Here is a 24,637-nt window from a genome sequence, read left to right as displayed (position 1 = left end):
CTTTTGAGTACTTTTTGTGCTGAGGAAATGATTTGCAGTTATTTATAGTTATGAGTTTAAATAGACCGGATATTTCATAGACTACTAACAAACGATCATTTATGCGCTCATTTGTTGTCGTGTTGTCATGGCTGACGGTTATTTTGTCCTGTACACCGTCCCCTCCGAAGCATGGGGTGAATGTTCATTTCAAAACAATTACTCCGGCCTCGCGAGACGAGCTACAGCAATTTTTTTTATGGTCTGGAAAGCGCTCACCTTTGATTAGCGCTCATCGCGGCGGCCCGATATCCGGTTTTCCTGAGAACTGCTTGGCAACATTTGAAAATACCATCAAGTATACTTATGCATTGATTGAGTGTGATGTGCGTATAAGTAAAGACGGTAATCTGGTCATGATGCACGACAAAACACTGGATCGCACGACTACCGGCAAAGGCCCTGTATCGGATATGCTTTTTGCAGATCTGAAGCAATTGCGATTAAAAGACAACGACGGTAAAATCACGGCATATACTATTCCTACGCTTGACGAGGTGTTAGTTTGGGCTAAGGGCAAAACTATATTGATGCTTGACATAAAAGAAGGTGTCACGCAGGTAATGATCATGGAAGCGCTTCGACGTCATGGGGCATTCAGCTATGTTGTTCCCATAACTTATAACGCTTCCGAAGCGGCGTCGTTTATCAAACTGGATTCTACGTTGATCTTATCATGCAGTATTGAGAAAGAAGAAGATTATCACCGCTTGATCGCATATGGTGTCAAACCAAGGAATATAGTAGCGTTTTGTGGAATTTCAGAACCGAATAAATCACTGTATCAGCTCTTACATGCGCAAAATATTTTTTGCCAACTTGGAACTATGGGTAACCTTGATAAAAAAGCCGAGGCCCGTGGTGATACGGTATATTATGAATTATTAAATAATGGTGCCGATGTGTTATCTACGGACCGTCATGTTGAGGCGTGGTCAGTGATTCAGCGTTTTCGCAGTGAAAAAGTAATTTCCGATCCGTATATCACATTTCCATGATTTTTAATATTTCTTACGTTGATGTCGTATTCAGAGAGAAAATGTCATTTATGCCAAAGAAAAGCCAAGTACAGTCCACAAAACGAGTGCGTGTAAAAGGCCTCGGTTGGAAAAGATCCGTGGCCATTGATTCGGACAAATACAAAATAGTATCCAAAGCCATATTGTCTGTTTTGACCACTAGTCCTATACGATTTACGGAAATAGTACGGCTTGTAGAGAAGAAGATTCCCGATTTTGAGGGCTCGTTATCGTGGTATACGATTTCTGTTGCCCGTGAACTCGAAGCGCAAGGTAAAATTATCCGACATCCGAAGCCTGTGCTGTATTCAAAACCTCGGCGCACTATTAAAAAATAATATGCGTTAATTTCCGAACCTAATTTTTCACACTAATTGATGTAATAAACAATATGATCGCTAAGCTTTTTCGCTGGTTTTTCCGAATGAAGGGATGGACGATCACAGCGCCTATCGCTCCGAATATAAAAAAATGCGTGATCATCGGTGCGCCGCATACCAGTAATTGGGATTTTGTGTACGGTATAGGGGCGCTCGAATGTTTTAACATGCGTGTTAATTTTCTTGCGAAAAAAGAACTCTTTCGATTTCCGTTGAAAGGCATGTTTGTGCGTATGGGCGGCATTCCTGTGGATCGCTCGGGAAAAAACAGTATGGTGGATGCGATGATTGATGTTTTCAAGGCGCGCGAAGATTTGATGATCATCATACCTGCGGAAGGCACCCGTAAGCGCGTTGAAAAATGGAAGTCCGGGTTTTATCATCTGGCGCTCGGTGCCAATGTACCGGTCGTATTGGGTTTTTTGGATTATGAAAAGAAGCTCGCAGGCTTTGGACCGGCACTATATATGACCGGTGATGAAATAGGGGATATGGCAAAGATCAGGGATTTTTATAAAGATAAAACCGGAAAAATTCCGGAATTTTTTAATATTGATGCCGTACGTTTATCACGTTAGCCGTAATGACGGGCACCTCAATACGTCGTTTTCACTGCATCCGGCGTCGAGAATATGTTGCGATTATTTGGCGGATGTGTATTCGGCTAATTCCAACCAACGCATTGATTTTTCATCCAACGTTTGCGAAATAACGGATAAACGTTCAGACCATTTTTGAAGTTCAATGTAATCCGCGGAACCGTTATTGAGTTTATTCTCCAGTTCGTTTTTCTCTTTTTCTAAGGCTGCAATTTCTTTTTCAAGGTTTTCAAATTCGATTTTTTCTTTGTACGAAAGTTTTGTTTTTTTATTCGTATCTTTGATGTTAGTTTTTTCTACAGGGGTATCTTTGACAGTTTCCTTTACGCGTTCAGCTTCCCGATACTCGCCATAATTTCCTATAAAGTCGCGAATCACCCCCTCGCCCTCAAAGACAAAGATGTGATCTACAAGCCGATCCATAAAATAACGATCGTGCGATACGATCAGCAGGCAGCCTTGAAAATGAAGTAAAAATTCTTCAAGAACGCTGAGCGTGATCAAATCCAAATCATTGGTCGGCTCGTCGAGGATCAGAAAATTGGGATTCTTGATCAAAACGGTCAGCAAAAAAAGTCGCCTTTTTTCGCCGCCGCTGAGTTTATATACCGGTGTATGCTGCAGTTCCGGAGGAAAAAGAAATTGATTGAGAAACTGCGATGCGGATAATGTCGAACCGTCAGCCATCGGAATTACTTCAGCATAACTCCGCACCAGATCAATCACGCGTTGCTGTTCGTTTTCCAGAAGGCCTTTTTGCGAATAATATCCAAATGTGATCGTTTCACCCGTTTCGATAGTGCCGTGATCGGCATGCAGACGGCCGGTAATGATTTCCAAAAATGTAGTTTTACCGGCGCCATTGCGGCCCACAAGACCGATGCGTTCCCCTTTTTTAAATGAATACGAAAACCCGTTTAAAATCGTGTTGTTGCCAAACCGATGCTCGATATCGCGCAGTTCCAGGATTTTTCCTCCGATACGCTTCATCTGCATGGCCAATTTAAGTTTATCGTCCGGAATTTCTTCTTCCGCCTTTTCCTGCAAGACATAAAACGCATCAACGCGTGCTTTGGATTTGGTCGTACGCGCTTTGGGTTGACGACGAATCCACTGCAGTTCCTTACGCAATACATTGCGGGTATGATTCAGTTCACGACCTTCTTTAAATTCGCGTTCTTCTTTTTTCTCTAAAAAATAAGAATAGTTACCGATGTGTCTGTAGAGGATTCCGCGTTCCAGTTCGAGGATTTCGTCACAAATGCGATCTAAAAAATAACGATCGTGGGTGACCAGAAACAATGTTTGCTCCGGCCGGGATAAATAAGATTCCAACCACTCGATCATATCGAGATCAAGATGATTGGTCGGCTCGTCCAGTATCAATAATTCAGGTTCTTCGATGAGTACCCGCGCAAGCGCTACGCGTTTGCGTTGGCCTCCGGACAATGTTTGTATCGTCTGATGTAAGTGATGAAGCTGGAGGTGGGATAGGATTTCTTTGATTTTGTATTCATAATCCCACGCCTGAAGATGTTCCATTTGCTCCATCGCATCGGCCAGTGCCTTTTGATAAGCGGCATCCGAGTCGGGCGAATCCAGTAAGGCTTCGTAATGTTTGATCACGCGCAGGGCGGGCGTATCCGAGGCAAAAAGCGTTTCTAATACCGTGGCTTTTTCGTCAAACTGCGGTTCTTGAGCTAGGTAACCGATCGTAAGATTATTACGAAAAACGATCCGTCCGCTATCCGGTGGTTCGGTACCCATCAGCATTTTGAGAAGCGTTGTTTTGCCGGCGCCATTTTTAGCCACGAGAGCGATCTTACGACCTTGCGCTACACCAAAAGTGATATTATCAAATAGTGTTTTTACACCAAACGCTTTACCGGCATTTTCGACGGACAGAAGATTCATACAAAGAACTCATTTCTGAGAAAAGAAAACGCCTGAGCGGCGAGGCCCAGGCGTTTCGTGGATGATATGCGTTTTTTATTTTTTCTTATTCATGCGATCAAGGATTTTTTCCATTTCATCCATGACGCGATTCATCTTTTTCATCGTGAGTTCGATCGGCTGTGTGCTGAGCATATCCACGCCGGCATCTTTGAGCAGTTCGATCGGATACTTAGAACCACCCGATGAGAGGAAATTCAAATACGCTTGCGTCGCTGTTTTATCACCGGAAATCACTTTTTCGGATAATGCCGCAGAAGCCGTAAATGATGTGGCGTATTGATACACGTAAAAATTATAATAAAAATGCGGGATGTAGGCCCATTCGATTTTGATGTCGTCGTCTACGATACACACACCCAAGTCGTGTCCGTAATATTTACGGGTGATTTCCATGTAGATTTCATTGAAGCGGTCGCCTGTCAGTGCTTCGCCCTTTTCAGCGATTTCGTGAATGCGTAATTCGAATTCGGCGAATTGCGTTTGACGAAATACGGTTCCTTTGATGCCTTCGAGATAACTGCCGAGTAAGGAAAGGCGCGTCTCGTCATCTTTGATATTTTTGAGCATATATTCGATGAGCAATGCCTCATTGAATGTCGAAGCGACTTCGGCAACAAAAATCGGATAATTGGCCGTGGGATATGGTTGTTTTTTGTTGGACAAATAGCTTTGCATCGTGTGGCCAAGTTCGTGCGTCAGTGTGCTCATGTCGTCGTATTTGCCTTTATAATTCATCAGCATATACGGATGCACATCGTAGGCGGAACCGTTGGAGTACGCGCCGGAGCGTTTGCCGTCGGTCGGGTACATATCAATCCAGCGTTCGTTTAATGCTTTTTCGATCACGCCGACGTACTCTTTGCCCAAAGGCGCTAGCGACGTCGTAATATGTTTGCCGGCTTCGTCCACAGAATATTTGAGCTCCACGTTTTTGAGGAGCGGCGCATACAGATCGTAATAATGCAATTGGTCGACGCCGAGGATACGCTGGCGCAGCTTCAGATAACGATGAAACGAATTGAGATTGGCGTTGACATTTTTGACATGGTTATGATAGACGTCCGTCGGAATGTTATTGGCATCCAGAGCCGATTCGAGGGATGAATTATATTTACGGGCATTTTTGTAGAAAATATTCTTTTTGATTTCCGCATACAGTTGCGTGCCGTAGGTGCGGCGGAATTCATTGAGTTTTCCGAAGAACGTCGAAAAGGTTTTTTTGCGGTCTTCGCGATTTTGTGAAGCGCGGAAAAAGCCGAACGAAGCCTGATCCAGCTTTACTGTTTTGCCGTCGGAAAACGTAGCTTCGGGATATGGAAAATCGGCATTGGAAAAAATGCTATAGATGTTTTGTGCGCCATCAGCCATCAGGCTGGCGTCGGCTATGATTTTTTCTTCCGCTGCGGAACCGGTATGAGCTTGACGGCGAAGAATATCGTTAAGATAAAATTTATAAATTGCCAGTTTTGGTTCCTGTTTGATAAAACCATCCACCATGGCACGATCAAGCGCTAAGATTTCAGGCTCGATAAAGGAAGCGGCCGCACTGAAAGAAGATCCGATTTGGCTCATTTCCTGTACCATTGCAAGATATTTGGAATCGCGCGTATCCTGATCCGACGACATGCTGGCATAGGAGTACAAGCGTGTAAACGTTTTGGAAAGATCAAACATCGTATTGAGTCCGTCCAAAAGATGTTGGGCGGATTTGCCGAGCTGGCCTTTATGCGGTGCGAGTTTTTGGATATCCAAAATCAATTGATCTTTGGACTTTTTCCAGTCGTCATCCGATTTGTAGATGTCGGTGAGATTCCATTTGTATTTTTCTTCGATTTTGGTGCGATCGCGCTCTTGTGCAAAAGCGACCGTACCGGCAATCAAGCCGATTGTGAAAATAAAAAGAACTTCCATTGTATGCATGTGAACTCCTTATGTAAATAGACGTATTTTATATACTAAAAAAATTCCCGCTTGCGCGGGAATGCAATCGTTCGATGATTTATCCGATACGTTCCACCCATCCGAAAGGTTCCGGCTTTTCGCCGTATTGGATGGCCAGCAATTCGTCGTATAGTTTTTTGGACAATTCGCCGACTTTGTTTTGTCCGACGATGATGGGTTGATCGTTATGGGAAAACTCGCCGACGGGGGAAATGACGGCTGCCGTACCCGCACCGAACGCTTCCAGAAGGTTGCCGTTTTGTGCGCCTTCGGCCACTTCGTCAATCGTGATCGGCCGTTCGGAAATTTTCATGCCCCAGTGTTTGAGTAATTGTATGATCGAGTCGCGGGTGATGCCCGGAAGGATCGTACCGCCTAAGGGGGAAGTGACGACTTCGTCTTTGAAACGGAAAAAAATATTCATCGCGCCGACTTCTTCGATATAACGGTGTTCAAAAGCGTCGAGCCACAATACTTGCGTAAAACCTTTTTTCTTGGCTTCTTGTGCAGTATAAAGACTGGCTGCGTAGTTAGCACCGGTTTTAGCTTCGCCAAGTCCGCCTTTGGCCGCGCGAATATGTTTTTTACTGACGTAAATTTTTATCGGATTAAAGCCTTCCGGGTAGTAGTTACCCGCCGGACCAAGAAGAATATAAAACAAAAACTCATCTGAACTTTTGACGCTGACGGACGGTTCGGTGGCGATCATGGTGGGGCGGATGTACATCGCCGTACCGCGACTACGGGGAATCCAATCCTGATCTATCAATACGAGTTTTTTCAGCGCGTCGTTGACAAATTCGATATCTAACTCCGGCATACAAACACGCACGGCGGAACGGTTCATTCGTCGGAAATTATCTTTGGAACGGAAGAGGTACACACCGTTGTCTTTTCCGCGATAGGCTTTAAGGCCCTCAAAAATTTCCTGCGCGTAGTGGAAAACCACCGCCGCCGGATCCAAACTGAGTGCGCGATACGGTTCGATCATGGCTTTATGCCAACCCAACTTGGTTGTGTGGGTCATGTGAAAAAAATGATCGCTGAAAATTTTTCCGAAACCGAGTGTGGATTCGTCGGTAGGTTTGATTTTTTTCTTATTTTCGTCAACGCGGATAATGTCTAATTGCATGTCCGGGCCCTTTATAAGTTAGGCGGTTAAATAAAAAGCGGCGCAATATGTCCAAGATTCGCCTATTTTGCAATAAATATCGTGTGCGTTGACGACATGCGACATGACAAAGATCAAGTGCGACGGGGTATGTTAGAACATGAACCAACCTAAGCTGTGATTACTCATACCGTAACGCCTTTACGGGATTACGGGAAGCCGTACGTACAGCCTGATAGCTGACGGTAAGTGCGGCGATCAACAGCGCAACACCGGCCGAAGCGGCAAAAATCCACCATTCCAATGTGATGCGGAAATTGTAATTATTCAGCCAATCCTGCATAAACCATGCGGAAGGAAGGCTTGATACCGCTGCGGCGATGAGTACCAAGATGACAAAATCCCGTGCGAAAAGTAGCGCGAGTTCGGAGGTGCGCGCGCCGAGGGTTTTACGAATGCCGATTTCTTTGGTGCGCTGTTCGGCCATAAAAGAAGCCAGCGCAAACATACCGAGGCAGGCAATAAAAATAGCCAGCCCGGCGAAGTATCCGATAATCCGGCTCAGGTTTTCCTGAGCGCGATACATTTTTTCGATATTCTGATCAAGAAATGAAAATTCACACGGATATTCCGGAACGATACGATTCCACACCGACTCAATGTGTGAGATCGTACCGGGCAGATCATGGGATCGAATGCGAAGCGCCATGAACTTTCTGAAGAAATTGAAATTACCGGCGTTGGGCATGTCTATAAAAAAAGGTTCGATACGGTGTGCGAGCGATTTGTAGTTAAAATTTTTGACTACACCGATCACGCGTTCGTGACCGCCGATGGTTTCAAAAATCTGACCGATCGCTTTTTCCGGAGAACCCCAGCCCATGCGTTCAACGGCCGCTTCATTGACTAAAATTCCCAGCGAATCATCGCGTGGAAAATCTTTTGAAAAATCCCGCCCGGCCAGCAGTAGCAAGCCAAATGTTTCCGCGAAATCTTCGTCCACCATGAGACCGGGGAAATATTGCCATTGACCGACAGGCATAGGTTCATAACGAATCTCATGGGTATTATGATGTACACCCAGGATTTCATTCATCACGGTGACGTCTTGAATTCGGCTATCGGATTTCCATTCGGACTTCAGCGTTTCATACCGTTTGATCATCGCCGGTCGCGTAGGAATAACGAGGATATGTTCTTTTTGGAATCCGGTATCGGCGGAACGCATATAATGAAGCTGGAGATAGACGACGATAGTGCCGGCAATAAGACCGGTAGAAATCGCAAATTGCATCACCACGAGAGTTTGACGCAGCCACCGCGTTTTACCGGAATGTTTGAATTGTCCTTTGAGGACCGTCACGGCCTCAAATCGTGCTAAAAACAACGACGGATACCATCCGCCCAAAACTCCGCACAGCGCGGCGATCAGTAACCCGAGAGGTATATACCATGCATATTGAAACGCGGCCCAACTGAAATTTTTTCCCGTGAGCGCATTCAGCAGCGGTAATGATATTTCCGACAGAATCAGTGCACCAACCCATGCGATCAAACTAATCAAAAGCGATTCGCCGAGAAACTGACGCACGATCATCTTTCGATCCGCGCCAAGCACTTTGCGCATACCGACTTCCCGTGCGCGCATCAGCGAACGTGCCGTGGCGAGATTGGTAAAATTGATACACGAGATAAGCAAAATGAGCAAACCGACGGTGCAGAATACCCATACGGTGGCCGCATCCCCGTTGGGGTGCATTTCATAATCTAATTTGGAATGTAAGTGAATATCGGTCAAGGGCTGCAGATAGTGCGTAACCTGAGCTTTGAGAAAATCAGGATAATATTTTTTTATAAATTCCGGAAATTGAGTTGTCAATTCATCGGGTGAAACGCCCTCTTTCAGAAGCAAGTATGTCCAGCACGGATTCCAAACCCAGCCTTTGAATGTATTCGGTCCGGTCAAGGAAGCCGCCGTAGAAAACGAAATCAGCGCGTCAAATCGAATATGGCTTTGGGTCGGTATTTCCGCAAAGATACCGGACACCATCAGATCAAGTTTGCCTTCTAATCGAAGTATTTTTCCCAACGGCGGCGTATCACCGAAATATTTTTTGGCCATGGCGCGGGATACGATGATATTATTGGGGCGGGCAAGCGCTGTTTGCGGATCACCTTCCGCTAAGGCGTAGTCAAACACTTGAAAAAAAGTCGAATCGGCAAAGTACAAATTGGATTCGTTGTATTTTTGATCGCCGATCTGCAGCGTAAAAGAAGTTAATTGGAAATTAAACAGGCGTACGGTTTGCTCCACAAGATGCGGGTAGTCGGTTTTCAAAGCTTGGGCTACCGGAAACGGGTTACTCGATGAATTTTCCGATTCGAGCTTTTCCGCCAGACGATAAATGCGATCTTTTTTGCCGTGAAAGCGATCGTAGGACCATTCATCCAATGCGTACAAAGCGATAAGCAGAAAACAAGCCATGCCGACGGCTAAGCCGGAAATAAGAATGGCGGAGAATCCTTTTTTGCGGGTGATAGAACGCCATGCGACCGTCAGATAATTGGAGAGCATATACGATGACCTCAAACTAAAATGGTATATAAAATAGAATAGTGTTAAACGAAAGGTTGATGGTAAGAACGATAAAATAAAGAATTTGTTTCGATTGGATGCGAATATTTTATCTGCTAATTTCCGCTTGTGCATATAGGTTTTTTTACCTACAATCCCGCGTTTCAGACTACTTTTGTATAACTCAAATTATTGTACGAATAAGGAGTAAACGCATGGCTTCCAAAGCCCAGACCCGTCCCGATATGGTCAGGCCCGGTAACGGAAAAAAATATTCGCTGAGCGATTTTCCCGAATTGACGAAAGAGCGGCTGTTGGCCGCGTATCGTCACATGATCATCGCACGATATTTGGATGACAAAATGTTGCGTATGCTCAAACAAGGAAAGAGTTTTTTTCATATCGGATGCTCCGGCCACGAAGCCGCGCAGGTGGCGGCGGGGTTTGCCATGCAACCCGGCAAAGACTGGTTTTATCCGTATTATCGCGACCAGGCGCTTTGCCTCAGCGTAGGTATGACGGCTCAAGAACTTATGTTATGCTTTTTAGCGAAAGCCGATGACCCCAATTCCGGCGGTCGTCAGATGCCCCAGCACTACGGTCATGCGGGTTTACGAATTCCTTCGCAATCCAGTCCCACGGGAACACAGTTTTTGCAGGCGGTCGGTTGTGCGATGGGCGCGGCTAAAGAGGGCAAAGACGAAGTCGTGTATGTGTCTTCAGGGGACGGTACGACGTCTCAAGGTGATTTTCACGAAGCCCTCAATTGGGCGAGCCGTGAGAAATTTCCTGTGGTGTTCTTTATTCAGGATAATAAATACGCGATTTCTGTACCGATCCATCAGCAAACATCGGATTCGATCCTCTCGCTCGGCGCCGGGTATTCGAATATTCATTGCTATGAAATGGACGGAACGAATTTTCTAGAAAGCTATGCCATCATAAAAGAAGCGACAGAGAAAGCACGCAAAGGCGAAGGACCGGCTTTGGTTGTGGCGGATGTCGTCCGTTTATTACCGCACTCCTCTTCCGATGATCAGCGTAAATACCGTCCGGAGGAAGATCTTGCGAAAGATCGTGCGCGCGATCCGATCGAACAAATGGCCAAATTTCTCACCGATAACCGCATTCTTAAAAAAGAAGACGATGAAGCGTTTCGTCAGGAATGTTATAAATCTGTAGATGACGCAGCGGATTGGGCCGAAACGCAGCCGCACCCGGATAAAAGCGTTGCCATGAAACATGTGTTTTCTGAAGAACCGGATACGCTTGCATATGAAAAAACCGTACCGAGCGGAAAACCCATCGTGCTTGTGGATGCGATCAATCATGCTATGGCCGAAGAACTGGAGCGTGATCCTAGAATCATTATGTTCGGTGAAGATATCGAAGATGACAAAGGCGGCGTATTTACGGCAACTAAAGGCCTGTCTAAAAAATTTGGACGCGATCGCGTATTCAATTCACCGCTGGCGGAATCATCTATCGTCGGGACGGCCGTAGGGCTCGCCGTGCGCGGATGGAAACCTGTGGTAGAGATTCAGTTTGGCGATTATGTGTGGACGGCGATGATGCAGATTCGCAACGAACTCGCGACGATGCGTTACCGTTCCAATGGTACGTGGAAATGTCCGATGGTCGTGCGTATTCCTATAGGCGGTTATATTCACGGTGCGCTTTGCCATTCGCAGAATATCGAATCCTTTTTTGCGCATATTCCCGGTTTGAAAATCGCATTACCGTCGAATGCAGCCGATGCGAAAGGGCTTCTGAAAACGGCCATTCGTTGTGATGACCCGGTGTTGTTCTTGGAACACAAAGGCATGTATCGTCAAGGTTTTGCGCAGATGCCGGAACCGGATGCAGATTATTTGCTTCCTTTCGGCAAAGCGGCCGTCAAACGTGAGGGTTCGGATATCACGGTCGTGACGTACGGTATGATGGTCAATAAATGCCTCAATGCCGCGAAGTACATGGAAGAAACTCACAATGTGAAAATCGAAGTGATTGACATTCGTACGATCGTGCCTTTGGATACCGATACGATTTTGAATTCCGTCAAGAAAACAGGCAAATGCCTCGTGGTGCACGAAGATGTCGAATTTTGTGGTTTTGGCAGCGAAATCGTTGCGCAGATCATGCACCAAGGATTTGAATACCTTGATGCTCCGGTCCAACGTGTGGCTGGCGCTTTTTCACCGGTGCCGTATAACTGGTTCCTCGAAGAAATGATACTTCCGCAGGATCATAACATTACGACCGCGCTTGAAAATTTAGCAAAGTACTAGAATTGATTTGTACTCCCGCCGTATGTTTTCCATGCGGCGGGTGATTTTTTATTAAACCCTCCGGCCTTATCTCTGTCTAATACAGACATATTCCTCTTTTACTTAACACAGGTAGTCAATGAATTTTTTACTATAACGGTTTCGTAGTTTTTAGGTCAATCTTTCATTTTTCACAAATTAGAGGGAATTCTCATGAGAAAAGTCATTTTTCTTTGCTTGGTTGCACTATTAATGCAGGATCAATTATCCGCACAGACAAGTGTAGGCTTTTCAGATAATAATCCCAAACCGATCAAGGATTACCGGTTGCCCGATTGGGGATATAGCCGCGGATGGATCAATGCGAGCCTGAGTAGAAACAATAGCTCTTCGGATTATTCTGATGAAGAATATAAGAATGATAACTCGTCGTATTGGCTAAATTCCAATTATATCCTTATGCGTGAATCGGAAAAGCAGGATTTAAACTTTTCAGCTTCGGCATTTTATTCCAAACGAACCAATGAAACCAGTAGAAATAACGATCTAGGTCACTCTGACCGTGACTATAATGACATAGTTGCTCATGTTATGTTGCGAGGAAATAGTTCCCACTATGCGGGATATTATCATGCCACCATTCTACCGCACATAGCTTATACAAAGAGCGAGTCTGTTTATAAAGTAACGGATATCGGTTATATGTTTCCTGATACGGCCATAATGCGTTCTAAAGAAAAATCAAACGCCATTGATTTGTCTTTGGCGACATTGTTTGGTATTGGCCGAATCCGTAACGTGACACCTGTCATTCGCGCCATGAGAGTGCATGAAAGGCTCAACGCTGTCGGAAAGGGTGAATCATGGAACGAAGAAACAACGCAGCGTGTTGCCGCAGAGTTTGCACGGTTATATGGTTATCAAAATGTCTATGATAGGCATCAAAAAGAATTCTGGAACTCGTTAGATGAAGCATTACCGGATTTAACGCCGTTTGAAGCGCACTATATGAACGATGTTTTTCAGGAAGCGATCGGAAATCGTTTGGAAGGCTATGTGATTGATGTCGGACCACGAATTATTCGCTACCAAAGCCGAGATAAGAGAAATTCGAGCAATTATTATCTGGATGATGAAGACGTGAAGTTTCGTTCCACTTATTTAGGAATGATGCTCAACGGGCAATTTTATCATAATTACTCCATTAATGGGCAAATTGATTTTTCGGCAACAGGTAGTTTGGATTTTCGATCAAGTTCAAAAAAATACAACCCTGTCAGTGATCTTAAGCAAATGCAGTTGGCCGTCAATCATCTGTATTCCATTGCGGATCGGTTATTATGGACTGTCAGCGGCACATACGATAATGCACATATTAAAATCGGCGATGAGGATACACACGAAACATTTAAAAGTAAGAAATATAAAATTAGCACTAACTTAACCTATTTTATCGAAAACAGATTAAGTATCTCGGGGGATGCCGCATGGTTAAAGAAGAAAAATAGCCCGGCATCCGATTTGAATGGTTATTATGACATGGGTGCAATGGAGGCTATACGGTTTGTTAATAGCGGAAATCTGTTTGACCCTTATAATGGCGTGAAGTCGTCAAAACAATGGTACTATGGCATTAGCTTGACCTACCATTTTAACCGAACTTTGCTATAATACATCATCATATTTAACTATAAACCCTGATGTCACCGTCAGGGTTTTTTATTTTCGGATAACCATAGTTTGAAGCGGGGCGTAACTCGGCGACTGATGACCGGGGATTCCGATGGATTTGATTTGATAAGCGCCGTTACTTGTCCCGGTTGATGCTGAGCGATGGAGATCAATGCCTGCCTGTGAATGATGTATTGCCGATTGATGCGAAAAAAATCCTTCGGGTCAAGTAAATCTTCCAATTGATTGAGGCTGAAGTCTACGACAAAACGCTTATTGTCTTTTGTTATGAGGTCAATCCATTTGTCTTCAGCATAAAAAAACAGTATGTCTTTGCATTCCACAGGAATCAATTTACTTCCAATTCGCACCAAAAACCGTTGTTTATATTCTTTACCCGAGGGCTGCGCAAGTTTTTCATAATCTGCAAAAAACAAATCACGTCGTTCTTTGAATCGGTTTAAGGCTGTTTCAATTTTTTTTTCGGTTACCGGTTTCAGTATGTAATCCACACTGAATACTTCGAATGCCCGTAATGCATATTGATCGTAGGCTGTAATAAAAATAATCGGCGTGTTAACCTTGGTTTGTCTGAAAATCTCAAAACACGACCCGTCGGCTAACTGGATATCTGATAAGATCAGATCAAAACGATTTTGTCCAAGTAAGTGCACCGCTTCGCGCACCGTTGCGATTTGTCCCGTGATTTCGACGTCCGGCAAAATACGTCGGAGCAACGAGGCCACGTGATCCGCGGCGACCGGTTCGTCTTCGATGATCAATACCTTCATGCAGGAAATTCCAATAATGGTATGGTTACTGAAAACATCGCGTCAGTTTGATTAATCTGTATCGCACGTTCCGTAAAAAAAAGATAACGTTGCCGAATATTGTTTAACCCTGTTCCGGCGTGGGAATGATCAGGAGCGTGCAATCGTGGGTTTCGCGTATTTCGTAAAATGAGCGAGTTGTCCGTAGATTCGATATAAAGATGCAGAGGATGTTCGTGCGTAATGGCATTGTGATGCAAGGCATTTTCAATCAGGATTTGTAGCGTAACCGGAGGAATGGCCCTTTGCAGGGCATCCGGCGAAACAGATTCTTTGATTAGGATGTATTGAAATCGCATTTGAGCAAGCGCAAGATAATGGCGAGCAAATTCGATTTCTTCTTGTACTGAAACGAGTTCCTCCTGCCGGTTTTTCAGAACGTAGCGATACACCTCGGCGAGTTGGTCAATAAACGATTTGGCCTCCTCCGTGTCGCGATCAATCAAAGCATGCGCCATATTTAAGCTATTAAACAAAAAATGAGGACTGACTTGATTTTGTAAGGCTGCCATTTGTGCGCGAACGGAGGCTTGCTCCATTTCGGCGGCACGTACTTTTGCGGACTGCCAGGCATGCAATAATTCGGCTACATGAAAAAATGCGGAATATACCAGCGACATCAGAATACCCAACGTCAAGTAAAATGACCAGAGTGTCAGACTGAGGTTGTAGGCTTCAAAAAAACTCAGCATCAGCGCCGACAGCCCGATAAAAACCCCTGTTGCTCCGATCAGAAAGGCCAACGGAAGCTCAATTAAAAAACGTAACCAGGTATGATCAAGCCATGATAGTTTGTTCCGCAAACGGCGATTCTTAAATAAATGCCACTCTATCATCCAGGCATGGGCACAAGCAGCATACAAAGAAAAACCGGCATAATAATATCCTGTGGTCAATTCGATCGTATAACCGCGGATAAGCATGATCACGGGATATGAAAATAAACCGATACATGCGGCAATCGTCATGCGCCACAACCATGAGGGATACAATAAATTAATCATACGACCAATATAATTGGATTTTCCTTCATAAACATACCATTCCCTCCAAAAAAATGACGTTTCACGCCACCGATATCGTTTACAGTGATAAAGTCACCGTATATTGTGTGGTCAGGTTGATCAATTCATGTTTCACATATCCGGTAAGGCTGATTATGAAAATTTTAGTCATGACGTTTCTTCTTTTTTCGGCGCACATCGCTGGACAGACAAAACTAAAATTGATTTTTATGGCTTCCGATTCAACTACAGTTTCAGAAAAAAATGAATACGACTCTATATGGTATTCCGAAAGCAAAAAAATAGTTGAAGCAATGGAGCGTATTTCCGGCATGAATTTTATTGATACACTTGTAATAGTGCATGTCGTCGACATGCCCAGTAATTCAGGTGGGCCGGACACGCCCATGCGATTGAGATCAAGTTACCCTACTCTTATCAAACAAGGTACTTTGATTCATGAGTTAGGACATAGGCTTCATTTTTGTTTGAAACGTCGTACAAAGGATTTTAACGATCATGAATTATTATTCTTATATCTATATGATGTTTGGCTTGATTTATATGGGGAGGAGTTCGCCCAATTGCAGATTAAAGCAGAGAACAAGAGAAGCAATAAAACAAATAACTACAAAGAAATGTGGGAAAAAGCTTTAAAGTTGGGCGCTGACGGTAGAAAAATAAAATTGAAACAAATGATTGAATCTCAAAAATAATACGAAGTCGCAGTTCGTATGAAGTATGATTGAAAAATCAAAACAGGAAACATTTTTATGCATCGAATTTCATTTTTTGCTTTTTGTTGGTTAATAACGATTACGACGCAAGCCCAAACTCGTATGGAGAAGTATCAGTTTCATTACAAAGAAGCCGCGACGGCAGCCAATGAAAAAAATTACACAAAAATGATTTATCATTTCGAACGGGCCGATTCTCTGCGTCCTAATAACTACGGAATACTATATAACCTTGCTGCCGGATATGTGTTGACAGGTCAGACAGATAAAGTATGGGCGCCGCTTCGCGCTGCATTGTATGTGAATGCCGGATTAAAATTTTTTGAAGACTCGGATTTCGATGCGGTAAAAACAGATCCGCGATTTGCATCCACCCGGCAATTAGCCGAATCACTCCAAACCGTAATTGTAAAATCTGAAACGGCTTTTACACTGGATGATCGTGGTTTTCATCCCGAAGGGATTACTTTTGATAAAAAAAACAAACGCTGGATCACAGGAAGTATTAGGAAAGGATTGATCGGAGTCCGGCGTTCTGACGGGATATGGGGTACGACTTTTTTTAAGCCGTCGAAACCTTTGTATTCGGTGATGGGCATGCGTATAGATTCTCTGCGTCGTCGTTTATGGGTGACAACATCGGTCATGTCGGAAATGTCAGGGTTCACGGATTCACTTGACGGGAGAGCCGCTGTTGTTTGTTTTGATGCTGATGGCGGTCATGAAGTCGCTCGATTTGAAGTTTCGGGTGGGCATATTTTCGGTGACCTTTGTGTTACGGCTTCGGGTTCGGTTTTTATCAGCGACAGTAAAGCGCCGGAGATTTATCACATCGATCCGGATATGAAAAAAATGGTAAAATGGAAAACAATGGATGACGTATGGAATTTGCAAGGTATCGACGTAACGCACGATCAGCAGTACATTGTCATCGCTGATTACGTTTCCGGCATCTATCGCCTTAGCATCAAAACAGGTGAAACGGTAAAACTATTCTTCAAGCCGTCTTCGCTGTTGCGAGGCATTGATGGATTACTGATAGACGGCACGGCCATTTATGCGATACAAAATGGAACAAGCCCGTTGCGTGTTCTACGATTGAGCTGTGATCCGGCATGGAATAAAATCACTTCCGTTGAGGTTATTGATAATAATGCTCATTTCTTAGGTGAACCTACGTTGGGATGTGTGGCGAGCGGTTCTTTGTACTACATAGCCAATAGCCCGTGGGGCGCTTACGATAAAAATCATCAATTGGATATAACCAAGGCGGCGCCTCCGATGATTCGTCGCTTTACACCGGAGGCCAAATAACTATGCTGCATTCCTTACTTCTTATGATCTATACATTGGCTGCAATGATGACGGCATGCGAAGACGGGCCGCTCAAACCGGTGTATCCCGAAACGGTGGCGGATTCGACTTTTGCCGATCGTACATATATCACATCGGTGCCGATGCTACGCGATGGAAAAAAATATCCGCTCGTTTTTGTTTTTCACGGCGCCGGCGGAAACGGCGCGGGTATTCGTTCGTTCTCCGGTTTTGACAAAAGTACGTGGGGTGATTCCTGTATCTTTGTGTATCCGGATGCCAAAGTCGAAAATTGGGACGAAGGCTGCCGGTGTAATAAACCTTACCGTCTCGGCATTGACGACATAGGGTTTATTGATGCGATATATAAAACGATGATAGATAAATATCCTGTAAATACGCGCCGTGTATATGCTGTCGGATTTTCGCAGGGAGGGCTTTTTGCCCATCATGTGGCTTGCCGTTTATCCCATCGTTTTGCCGCTGTTGCCAGTGTGGCATCGTCGATGAATCAGCCGCTCTCCACCTATGGTGCGCCGGAAGAAAAAACTTCGGTGCTTATCATTCACGGTAAAAATGACGGCGTTTTACCGTATCAAGGTTCCAATGAAGGCAGTTTTTCGCTGCTTTCTGCGCCACAAACATTAACGTGGTGGGGCAATTATTATAAAATGCAGCGAACGGCGATCGGCGAAAAAGCGGGGAAAAATACTACGTTGGATCGGTATGGTTTGGAATCGGGCCATGAAATCCGTCTGCTGACGCCGGAAGAAGAAGGACATCAATGGTTTTTTAATGATTTTAATACAACGGAAACCGTGCTGAGTTTTTTCAAAACCAAATCCCGCACGCCTTAGTTTATCCTATATATGTATCCGCGATATATCGGCGCCCTGCAATATATCGTATAAACCGGGTTTCCTCATACCCGGTTTTCTTTTTTATACGATTTCGTTTTGAAACCTTGTAAGTTTTCGCACTTTGCGGCAACCTATGAGCAAAACGAAAGGTCGGATGGACGTTATTTCTAAAACTTTTCTCGATCTGGTGCATACACATCAGGGGATCATTTATAAAATATGCCGGGTGTACGCGCACACGCCGGATGATCAGGATGATCTTTTTCAGGAAGTTTTGCTCAATGCATGGAAATCGTATCCGCGATTCGAAGGTGCTTCCAAGTTTTCGACGTGGCTCTATCGCGTGGCACTCAATACGGCGCTGATGTACAAACGTAAGCAGCAGCGTTCGATCGTCGCCGAGCGGGTGGAAGACGGCGTACTGGAAAATATGGCTCCGGAAAAAAGTGAAGACACCGAACCGTTACGGAGATTGGAGTCGGCGATAACGCAGCTCGAACCCGTCGAAAAAGCGCTGATCGTTTTGTATCTCGAGGAAGTAAGTTACGCCGATATGGCGGTGATCATGGGTCTGACGGAATCCAACGTCGGCGTAAAAATCAATCGTATTAAGAAACAACTCAAACAAATCATGGAGGCCGGAAATCATGGAAAACGATGAACTCCGTGAACTTTGGAAACAAGGGCAGTCGCTTTATCCTCAAACCGGTATGAATGAAAAGGATATTCGTGAACTTCTGGAAATGCGGATTCGAACGGCGCAACTTCGTATCCGAAAAAAACTTCTTTTTGAATTGAGCGGAATGTTGGCCATCCTTTTTATGATTGGCGCGGTGTTATTTGTCCAATCGCATTTACCACTGATTTCATTGACGATTACAGTGGCGTCTTTTCTTTTTATTATACCCAATGGCTTTTTGTTTATTCTTCTGATTCGCCGGGTATCATCATTAGATTACGGAATTGATCTGCGTGCACGTCATACGGCATACCTTCGGCTTCATCAAAAAACAATTCGTATCTACCTGCGTTCGGCATACGGCTTCAGCATAGTGCTTGCATTGATTGTTTTGTTTATACCTATGGAGGCTGTAAACGAAAATTATATGATGTATTTCAAACTCGGATTTATGGGTTTTATCGCCGTAGTTACAGTTTTTTATCGCCCTTATGTTCGCTGGATGTTTGATAAAGATGCACAACAAATGGCGGCTCAGTTACAAGTCTTGGAAAACATAGAAACGACTTTACATAATTAATTACTTTCGAGGGAAAATCATGACGATGACGGATGCTAAACTTTCTGTGCGCGATGTAGTCAAGCGCTATCAGTCGCACACGGCGGTGGATCGTATTACTCTGGACGTGCCTCGGCAATCCATTTTCGGTTTACTTGGCCCCAATGGTGCAGGCAAAACATCATTGATCCGTATGATCACACAAATCACGATGCCGGATGAAGGCGCTATTCTTTTTGACGGGAATCCTATCAAACCCGAACACACTCAAAAAATAGGATATATGCCTGAAGAACGAGGATTGTATAAACAAATGAAAATCGGCGATCATGTGATGTATCTCGCCGAGTTGCGAGGGTTGTCATCTTGGGATGCTGAAAAAAAAGTGAAAGCTTGGTTTGAACGGTTGGATATCATGAACTGGTGGAATAAAAAGGTAGAGGAGTTATCCAAAGGGATGCAACAGAAAGTTCAATTTGTTGCAACCGTCGTACACGAACCGGACCTGCTTATACTGGACGAACCTTTTTCCGGATTGGATCCGATCAATGCCGATCTGATCAAAGATGAAATCCATCGTCTCAAAGAACTGGGTGCGACGATTATATTTTCCACACACCGTATGGAGCAAGTCGAAGAAATATGCGATCGTATAGCGCTGGTGCATCAAGGTCAAAATATACTTAATGGTGAAGTCAAAGCGATCAAACAACAGTTCAAAAAGCATCACTATCGCATACAATTTGACGGAGCTTTACCGCAATCCGGCGATGCCGTTTATTCGATCGTATCTCAAAAAACGGGTGAGGCCGTGATCGCAACACAACCCGGTGTTTCGCCCAATCAATTATTAACGCACCTTTTGAGCCGGGTGGAAATGCATGCATTTCAGGAGGTTTTACCGTCGCTCAATGAAATTTTCATCGAACACGTGAAGGGATACAACCATGCGTAAAATAGGCCTTGTTTTAAAACGTGAATATATCAGCCGCGTGACCAAACGATCATTTTTGATTACGACACTGGTCGTACCTTTTTTGATGCTTCTTTTGCCGGTGACGATATTTCTGATCGCGCGCAATAACGATGCCGAACGTATTGCCGTACGAGACGAAAGCGGGTTATATATTCAGAAATTACAGGATTCACGGCTTGTTCAGTTTTTCTACGAATCCATGCCCCTGGATTCGCTCAAACGCGTGTATCGGGACACCAAATATAATTATGACGGTGTTTTGTATATTCCTGCGGCTAGTACCGATCCAAACGATGGGGTAAAATATTTTTCATCCCGCGGTCTTGGGTTTACGACAACCTTATATATCAATAGCGAACTGTCACGTGAACAGGAAAAAGAGCGATTATCCGAGGCCGGAATGACTAAGGATAAGATCGATGCGATCAAACAGCGTGTTTCGTTTGAAACGATCATTATGACCGAAGAAGGTGAGTCTTCAGATAATAAAGTTGTCGCTCTTACGACGGCTATTATTATGGGTATCATTATTTATATCATTCTTATCATCTACGGCGTGATGGTGATGAATGGTGTGGTGGAGGAAAAAGCCAATCGCATCGTGGAAGTGATCGTCTCGTCCGTGCGGCCTTTTGAAATGTTAACAGGTAAGATACTCGGCGTAGCTGCCGTCGGATTGACTCAGCTCGTGTCATGGATAGCTATCGGCGCGTTACTGTTTCAGGGGGCAATGCTGCTGCTGGGTCCGCAGATGGGTCAGCTATCTCCGGATGCACTTGCCCAAGGCGGTATCAACGCCCGTGATGCGGAGGCGATAACCGTATTTATGAAAAATCTGGATTCGATTAATTTTACAGAATTATTTTTCTGCTTCGTGTTTTATTTTCTAGGCGGTTATCTTTTTTATGCGGCATTGTACGCCGCCGCGGCCTCGGGCGCCAATGATGCCGGTGACGTGCAGTCGTTATCATTTCCCGTCACCATACCGGTGATTCTATCTTTTTTTCTGCTTCAGGTTTCGGTCAATGATCCGCACGGGCCGGTGGCATTTTGGGCATCGATGATTCCGTTTTCATCACCCATTGTAATGTTAGGACGAATACCTTTTGGCGTGCCTTGGTGGCAATTGGCCCTTTCGATGAGTTTGCTGATCGTCGGTTTTTTGAGCGCTGTGTGGGTAGCCGGTCGCATATATCGTATCGGAATCCTCATGTACGGTAAAAAAATCACGTTGCCCGAATTAGCCAAATGGATGTTTTATAAAGGATGAATCATCGTTTACCTCAAAATAGATATACTGATGTATGCGAGGTCAATAACTTTTATTATTTCAGAAAGGGAAATGTATGCGCTTAAGTAAAATTTGGCTTTATAGCGTAGCGATGTTGGCGTCCGTGATGCTGTTTGGCTGCGGCAGCAATAAAGCCGTGATGAACAGTAAAATCACACATGTCGAAAAGAAAGAAACACTTGGAAAAGGTGAGTATTATCAGTTTGAAATTACGCTGGAAGATAAGATGGAAGCGATCGAAGTGGATGGTGAATGGCGTGTCGAAGACGGTGGCGATCGCAAAGCGCGTGTGATGGTGATGGACGAAGAAAATTTTCTCAAATTTAAAGAAGAAGAACCCTACAAAACACAGTATGATTCCGGCGAAAAAATACAACACACATTTAAAATTCGGTTACTTAATCAATTTCGAGCGCAAAAAACACTGTATTACCTGATTGTTGACAATCCGTCGGAAGAAGATAAAAAAGAGGTTTCATTTCGTTTGGATCTTAATTACGAATGGGGCGCCGGATCGAGATAAAATTTAAAAAAATAGACGGTTACTATTAGAACCTGCGATTTTTTCGTAGGTTTTTATATTTATATATTGACCACGTAGACACTTTCGTGTATAATAGGCATGCGAAGTGGGAAAACTCGCGATATTTATTTTATTAATTTTAAGAAGAGGTGTAGTATGAAGTACGTAAGTGCTTTGGTCATTTTGATCGCATTGGCATTTGTTCAATCCGGTCATGCTCAGGTTAAGATTGACGGCATGAAGTTTGGTACCGCCGTCGAGAAAAGCGAAGTTGTCGGCGAAGCTACATCGTTTCCCGCCAATGGAAGCAATGTTTATTGCTGGATCAAAGTTGTCGGCGGTGAAGGCCAGACGGTTACCATGAAATGGTATCACGGCGAAACCTTGAAAAATGAAGTACCGCTCGAAATCAAATCCTGGTCGATGCGCACGTATGCGTTTTATGAAGTGCACCGTGCCGGTACCTGGAAAGTCGAAATCGTGGACAGCACCGGTAAAGTGTTGCAGTCCGGCGAATTTACGGCGACCGCTCAATAGTAGGTATAAGGAATCGTATAAAAAAGGAAGAGCTAAAACTCTTCCTTTTTTATTTTATCAGCGAGAGGGTTTGTTATAAGTATGTCTACGTTTCCATGCCCTTATCAAATGAATTTCGCCTCTAAACACCTTGCATTTTAACCGCTCAGTTTCTACATTGGCGCGCCCGAAAAATTATATTTTATTTATAAAAGTGTTGCTTCCAAGATGATTCGACGTGCGCTTATTAGTGTATCCGATAAAACAGGAATTCAATCGCTGGCTCAAAAACTGCATCAAGTCGGTGTCGAAATTATTTCAACCGGCGGTACGGCGTCCGCGCTGTCTCAAAATGGAATCCCCGTCGTAAAAATTTCGGACCTCACGCAATTTCCCGAAATGATGGATGGCCGCGTCAAAACACTGCACCCTAAGATACATGGCGGACTTCTGGCGTTGCGCGATAATGCTACCCACATGGAAGAAGCTAATCACCACGGCATCGGTATGATCGATCTTTTGGCGGTTAACCTATATCCCTTCGAAGCGACGATCAGCAAACCCGATGTACCTTTGCATGAGGCTATCGAAAATATTGATATCGGCGGACCTTCGATGATACGATCGGCTTCAAAGAACTATCGCAGTGTCATTGTATTGGTAGATCCGTCGGATTACGAACCTGTCATGCAGGAAATCATGACTAGCGGCGATGTATCGCAAGACACCCGTTATCGTTTGATGATCAAGGCGTTTGAACATACGGCACGTTATGATGCGTTGATTTCAAGTTATTTCGCATCTAAGGTAACCGCTTCTTCGGAGACATTGCCCGAAAAAATAAATCTTACGTTTAAGCAAATTCAGCCGCTCCGCTACGGCGAAAATCCGCATCAAAAAGCGTCATTTTATGCGGCTAATTTTCACTCTAAAAAGTATTATGATCAGTTGCACGGCAAGGAATTGTCATACAACAATATTCTCGATCTTGATGCCTGTGTGCGCGTTGTATCGGATTTTGAAAAACCATCATGCGTTATCGTCAAGCACACCAATCCTTGCGGTGCCGCGATGCACGACGACTTGTATCAGGCGTACCAGAATGCCAGAGCCACAGATCCGGTTTCGGCATTTGGCGGAGTGATCGGTTTTAATCGCCGTCTCAATGCGACGACCGCCGAAGCCTTAAGTGAAGTGTTTGTGGAGGCGATCATCGCACCGGAATTTGAATCGGGTGCAATTGAGATCCTTTCCAAGAAAAAAAATATCCGGTTAATCCGTTATGATTTTGAAGCGGCGCGGGCGCAGGGGTCGGCGTTGCCGGAGATCCGCAAAGCGTTGGATGGTTATTTGATTCAGGACGCCGATATGCGTCGTGCGGGGCAGACGGAGTGGAAGGTCGTAACGCGACGCGCTCCCAATGCGGAAGAAATGCACGCGTTGCTTTTCGGATGGACGATCGTCAAACACGTTAAGTCCAACGCCATCGTATATGCCGCGGCGGATCGGACACTCGGTATCGGTGCCGGACAAATGTCCCGGGTTGATGCGTCGGAGTTAGCCGTCAGCAAATCCGGCAAGAGTGGGCTTTCGTTGAAAAATTCGGCCATCGCGTCGGATGCTTTTTTTCCTTTTCGCGACGGCGTTGACGCGGCGGCGGCGGCAGGTGCTACGGCCGTGATCCAGCCGGGCGGTTCCGTGAAAGATGCGGAAGTAATCGCGGCGGCGGATGAACACAATATGGCGATGGTATTTACAAGTATCCGTCATTTCAAACATTAGATCCATTT

Annotated in this window: 21 protein-coding genes; 15 read left to right on the top strand and 6 right to left on the bottom strand. The window is 44.6% G+C overall.

All coding sequences use genetic code 11. The features are described 5' to 3' along the window. Positions 1 to 101 precede the first annotated feature (101 nt). From HUU58_10265 to HUU58_10255, 3 genes are read left to right on the top strand one after another with little or no spacing between them, the layout of a single operon-like run. Positions 102 to 1,037: a glycerophosphodiester phosphodiesterase family protein gene (locus tag HUU58_10265; protein NUN46055.1), complete on the top strand. Its 936-nt coding sequence runs from the start codon at positions 102 to 104 to the stop codon at positions 1,035 to 1,037. 50 nt (positions 1,038 to 1,087) lie between these two features. After that, a complete protein-coding gene (locus HUU58_10260) occupies positions 1,088 to 1,396 on the top strand; it encodes a hypothetical protein (GenBank protein ID NUN46054.1) in 309 nt (102 codons plus the stop codon). 53 nt (positions 1,397 to 1,449) lie between these two features. Beyond that, complete coding sequence (locus HUU58_10255) at positions 1,450 to 2,016, top strand: lysophospholipid acyltransferase family protein (GenBank protein NUN46053.1); 567 nt, start codon at positions 1,450 to 1,452, stop codon at positions 2,014 to 2,016. Positions 2,017 to 2,079: 63 nt separating this feature from the next. On the opposite strand, the gene HUU58_10250 is transcribed toward HUU58_10255, so the two are convergent. From HUU58_10250 to HUU58_10235, 4 genes are all read right to left on the bottom strand, one after another. Further along, on the bottom strand, positions 2,080 to 3,951 hold the full coding sequence (locus HUU58_10250; protein ID NUN46052.1) for an ABC-F family ATP-binding cassette domain-containing protein: 1,872 nt from the start codon (positions 3,949 to 3,951) through the stop codon (positions 2,080 to 2,082). Positions 3,952 to 4,026: 75 nt separating this feature from the next. Beyond that, positions 4,027 to 5,913, bottom strand: coding sequence for an oligoendopeptidase F (pepF, locus tag HUU58_10245; GenBank protein NUN46051.1), 1,887 nt, complete (start codon positions 5,911 to 5,913; stop codon positions 4,027 to 4,029). Between the two features lie 79 nt (positions 5,914 to 5,992). Next, complete coding sequence (locus HUU58_10240) at positions 5,993 to 7,066, bottom strand: branched-chain amino acid aminotransferase (protein NUN46050.1); 1,074 nt, start codon at positions 7,064 to 7,066, stop codon at positions 5,993 to 5,995. Positions 7,067 to 7,226: 160 nt separating this feature from the next. Next, positions 7,227 to 9,620, bottom strand: a complete 2,394-nt coding sequence (locus HUU58_10235; GenBank protein ID NUN46049.1) for an ABC transporter permease — start codon at positions 9,618 to 9,620, stop codon at positions 7,227 to 7,229. A 332-nt stretch (positions 9,621 to 9,952) separates the two neighbouring features. On the opposite strand from HUU58_10235, the gene HUU58_10230 reads away from it, so the two are divergent. Further along, positions 9,953 to 11,908, top strand: coding sequence for a tungsten formylmethanofuran dehydrogenase (locus HUU58_10230; protein ID NUN46048.1), 1,956 nt, complete (start codon positions 9,953 to 9,955; stop codon positions 11,906 to 11,908). Positions 11,909 to 12,100: 192 nt separating this feature from the next. After that, on the top strand, positions 12,101 to 13,558 hold the full coding sequence (locus HUU58_10225; protein ID NUN46047.1) for a hypothetical protein: 1,458 nt from the start codon (positions 12,101 to 12,103) through the stop codon (positions 13,556 to 13,558). A gap of 38 nt (positions 13,559 to 13,596) precedes the next feature. Here the strand turns inward: HUU58_10225 and HUU58_10220 are convergent, their stop codons facing one another. Continuing rightward, positions 13,597 to 14,349, bottom strand: a complete 753-nt coding sequence (locus HUU58_10220) for a response regulator transcription factor (GenBank protein NUN46046.1) — start codon at positions 14,347 to 14,349, stop codon at positions 13,597 to 13,599. After that, positions 14,346 to 15,392: a histidine kinase gene (locus tag HUU58_10215; GenBank protein ID NUN46045.1), complete on the bottom strand. Its 1,047-nt coding sequence runs from the start codon at positions 15,390 to 15,392 to the stop codon at positions 14,346 to 14,348. Before HUU58_10215 ends, HUU58_10220 begins: the two co-directional genes overlap by 4 nt. A 155-nt stretch (positions 15,393 to 15,547) precedes the next feature. On the opposite strand from HUU58_10215, the gene HUU58_10210 reads away from it, so the two are divergent. The 10 genes from HUU58_10210 (at position 15,548) to purH (ending at position 24,629) form a co-directional block, all read left to right on the top strand. Next, positions 15,548 to 16,108: a hypothetical protein gene (locus HUU58_10210; protein NUN46044.1), complete on the top strand. Its 561-nt coding sequence runs from the start codon at positions 15,548 to 15,550 to the stop codon at positions 16,106 to 16,108. A gap of 57 nt (positions 16,109 to 16,165) precedes the next feature. Beyond that, on the top strand, positions 16,166 to 17,443 hold the full coding sequence (locus HUU58_10205; protein ID NUN46043.1) for a hypothetical protein: 1,278 nt from the start codon (positions 16,166 to 16,168) through the stop codon (positions 17,441 to 17,443). Between the two features lie 2 nt (positions 17,444 to 17,445). Then, positions 17,446 to 18,300, top strand: coding sequence for a hypothetical protein (locus HUU58_10200; GenBank protein ID NUN46042.1), 855 nt, complete (start codon positions 17,446 to 17,448; stop codon positions 18,298 to 18,300). A gap of 157 nt (positions 18,301 to 18,457) precedes the next feature. After that, positions 18,458 to 18,964 carry an RNA polymerase sigma factor gene (locus HUU58_10195; GenBank protein ID NUN46041.1) on the top strand — a complete coding sequence of 169 codons (507 nt, stop codon included), beginning with the start codon at positions 18,458 to 18,460 and terminating at the stop codon, positions 18,962 to 18,964. Then, a complete protein-coding gene (locus HUU58_10190; GenBank protein ID NUN46040.1) occupies positions 18,951 to 19,562 on the top strand; it encodes a hypothetical protein in 612 nt (203 codons plus the stop codon). The genes HUU58_10195 and HUU58_10190 overlap by 14 nt, the downstream gene beginning before the upstream one ends. A gap of 19 nt (positions 19,563 to 19,581) precedes the next feature. Then, positions 19,582 to 20,496, top strand: coding sequence for an ABC transporter ATP-binding protein (locus tag HUU58_10185; protein NUN46039.1), 915 nt, complete (start codon positions 19,582 to 19,584; stop codon positions 20,494 to 20,496). Then, complete coding sequence (locus tag HUU58_10180; GenBank protein NUN46038.1) at positions 20,489 to 21,787, top strand: ABC transporter permease; 1,299 nt, start codon at positions 20,489 to 20,491, stop codon at positions 21,785 to 21,787. The genes HUU58_10185 and HUU58_10180 overlap by 8 nt, the downstream gene beginning before the upstream one ends. Before the next feature lie 76 nt (positions 21,788 to 21,863). Beyond that, a complete protein-coding gene (locus tag HUU58_10175) occupies positions 21,864 to 22,331 on the top strand; it encodes a hypothetical protein (protein NUN46037.1) in 468 nt (155 codons plus the stop codon). 156 nt (positions 22,332 to 22,487) lie between these two features. Continuing rightward, positions 22,488 to 22,868 carry a DUF2914 domain-containing protein gene (locus tag HUU58_10170; protein NUN46036.1) on the top strand — a complete coding sequence of 127 codons (381 nt, stop codon included), beginning with the start codon at positions 22,488 to 22,490 and terminating at the stop codon, positions 22,866 to 22,868. A gap of 207 nt (positions 22,869 to 23,075) precedes the next feature. Continuing rightward, on the top strand, positions 23,076 to 24,629 hold the full coding sequence (gene purH / locus HUU58_10165; protein NUN46035.1) for a bifunctional phosphoribosylaminoimidazolecarboxamide formyltransferase/IMP cyclohydrolase: 1,554 nt from the start codon (positions 23,076 to 23,078) through the stop codon (positions 24,627 to 24,629). Positions 24,630 to 24,637: the final 8 nt, after the last annotated feature.

The organism is bacterium (assembly GCA_013360215.1).
Taxonomy (GTDB): domain Bacteria; phylum CLD3; class CLD3; order SB21; family SB21; genus JABWCP01.
Note: the sequence above shows the minus strand (reverse complement) of the source record. Positions and strands in the feature narration are given on the sequence as shown.

Coding starts and splice junctions, on each gene's coding strand:
- HUU58_10265 (NUN46055.1), top strand. CDS start 102: ATGCGCTCATTTGTTGTCGTGTTGTCATGGCTGACGGTTATTTTGTCC.
- HUU58_10260 (NUN46054.1), top strand. CDS start 1,088: ATGCCAAAGAAAAGCCAAGTACAGTCCACAAAACGAGTGCGTGTAAAA.
- HUU58_10255 (NUN46053.1), top strand. CDS start 1,450: ATGATCGCTAAGCTTTTTCGCTGGTTTTTCCGAATGAAGGGATGGACG.
- HUU58_10250 (NUN46052.1), bottom strand. CDS start 3,951: ATGAATCTTCTGTCCGTCGAAAATGCCGGTAAAGCGTTTGGTGTAAAA.
- pepF (NUN46051.1), bottom strand. CDS start 5,913: ATGCATACAATGGAAGTTCTTTTTATTTTCACAATCGGCTTGATTGCC.
- HUU58_10240 (NUN46050.1), bottom strand. CDS start 7,066: ATGCAATTAGACATTATCCGCGTTGACGAAAATAAGAAAAAAATCAAA.
- HUU58_10235 (NUN46049.1), bottom strand. CDS start 9,620: ATGCTCTCCAATTATCTGACGGTCGCATGGCGTTCTATCACCCGCAAA.
- HUU58_10230 (NUN46048.1), top strand. CDS start 9,953: ATGATCATCGCACGATATTTGGATGACAAAATGTTGCGTATGCTCAAA.
- HUU58_10225 (NUN46047.1), top strand. CDS start 12,101: ATGAGAAAAGTCATTTTTCTTTGCTTGGTTGCACTATTAATGCAGGAT.
- HUU58_10220 (NUN46046.1), bottom strand. CDS start 14,349: ATGAAGGTATTGATCATCGAAGACGAACCGGTCGCCGCGGATCACGTG.
- HUU58_10215 (NUN46045.1), bottom strand. CDS start 15,392: ATGATTAATTTATTGTATCCCTCATGGTTGTGGCGCATGACGATTGCC.
- HUU58_10210 (NUN46044.1), top strand. CDS start 15,548: ATGAAAATTTTAGTCATGACGTTTCTTCTTTTTTCGGCGCACATCGCT.
- HUU58_10205 (NUN46043.1), top strand. CDS start 16,166: ATGCATCGAATTTCATTTTTTGCTTTTTGTTGGTTAATAACGATTACG.
- HUU58_10200 (NUN46042.1), top strand. CDS start 17,446: ATGCTGCATTCCTTACTTCTTATGATCTATACATTGGCTGCAATGATG.
- HUU58_10195 (NUN46041.1), top strand. CDS start 18,458: ATGGACGTTATTTCTAAAACTTTTCTCGATCTGGTGCATACACATCAG.
- HUU58_10190 (NUN46040.1), top strand. CDS start 18,951: ATGGAAAACGATGAACTCCGTGAACTTTGGAAACAAGGGCAGTCGCTT.
- HUU58_10185 (NUN46039.1), top strand. CDS start 19,582: ATGACGATGACGGATGCTAAACTTTCTGTGCGCGATGTAGTCAAGCGC.
- HUU58_10180 (NUN46038.1), top strand. CDS start 20,489: ATGCGTAAAATAGGCCTTGTTTTAAAACGTGAATATATCAGCCGCGTG.
- HUU58_10175 (NUN46037.1), top strand. CDS start 21,864: ATGCGCTTAAGTAAAATTTGGCTTTATAGCGTAGCGATGTTGGCGTCC.
- HUU58_10170 (NUN46036.1), top strand. CDS start 22,488: ATGAAGTACGTAAGTGCTTTGGTCATTTTGATCGCATTGGCATTTGTT.
- purH (NUN46035.1), top strand. CDS start 23,076: ATGATTCGACGTGCGCTTATTAGTGTATCCGATAAAACAGGAATTCAA.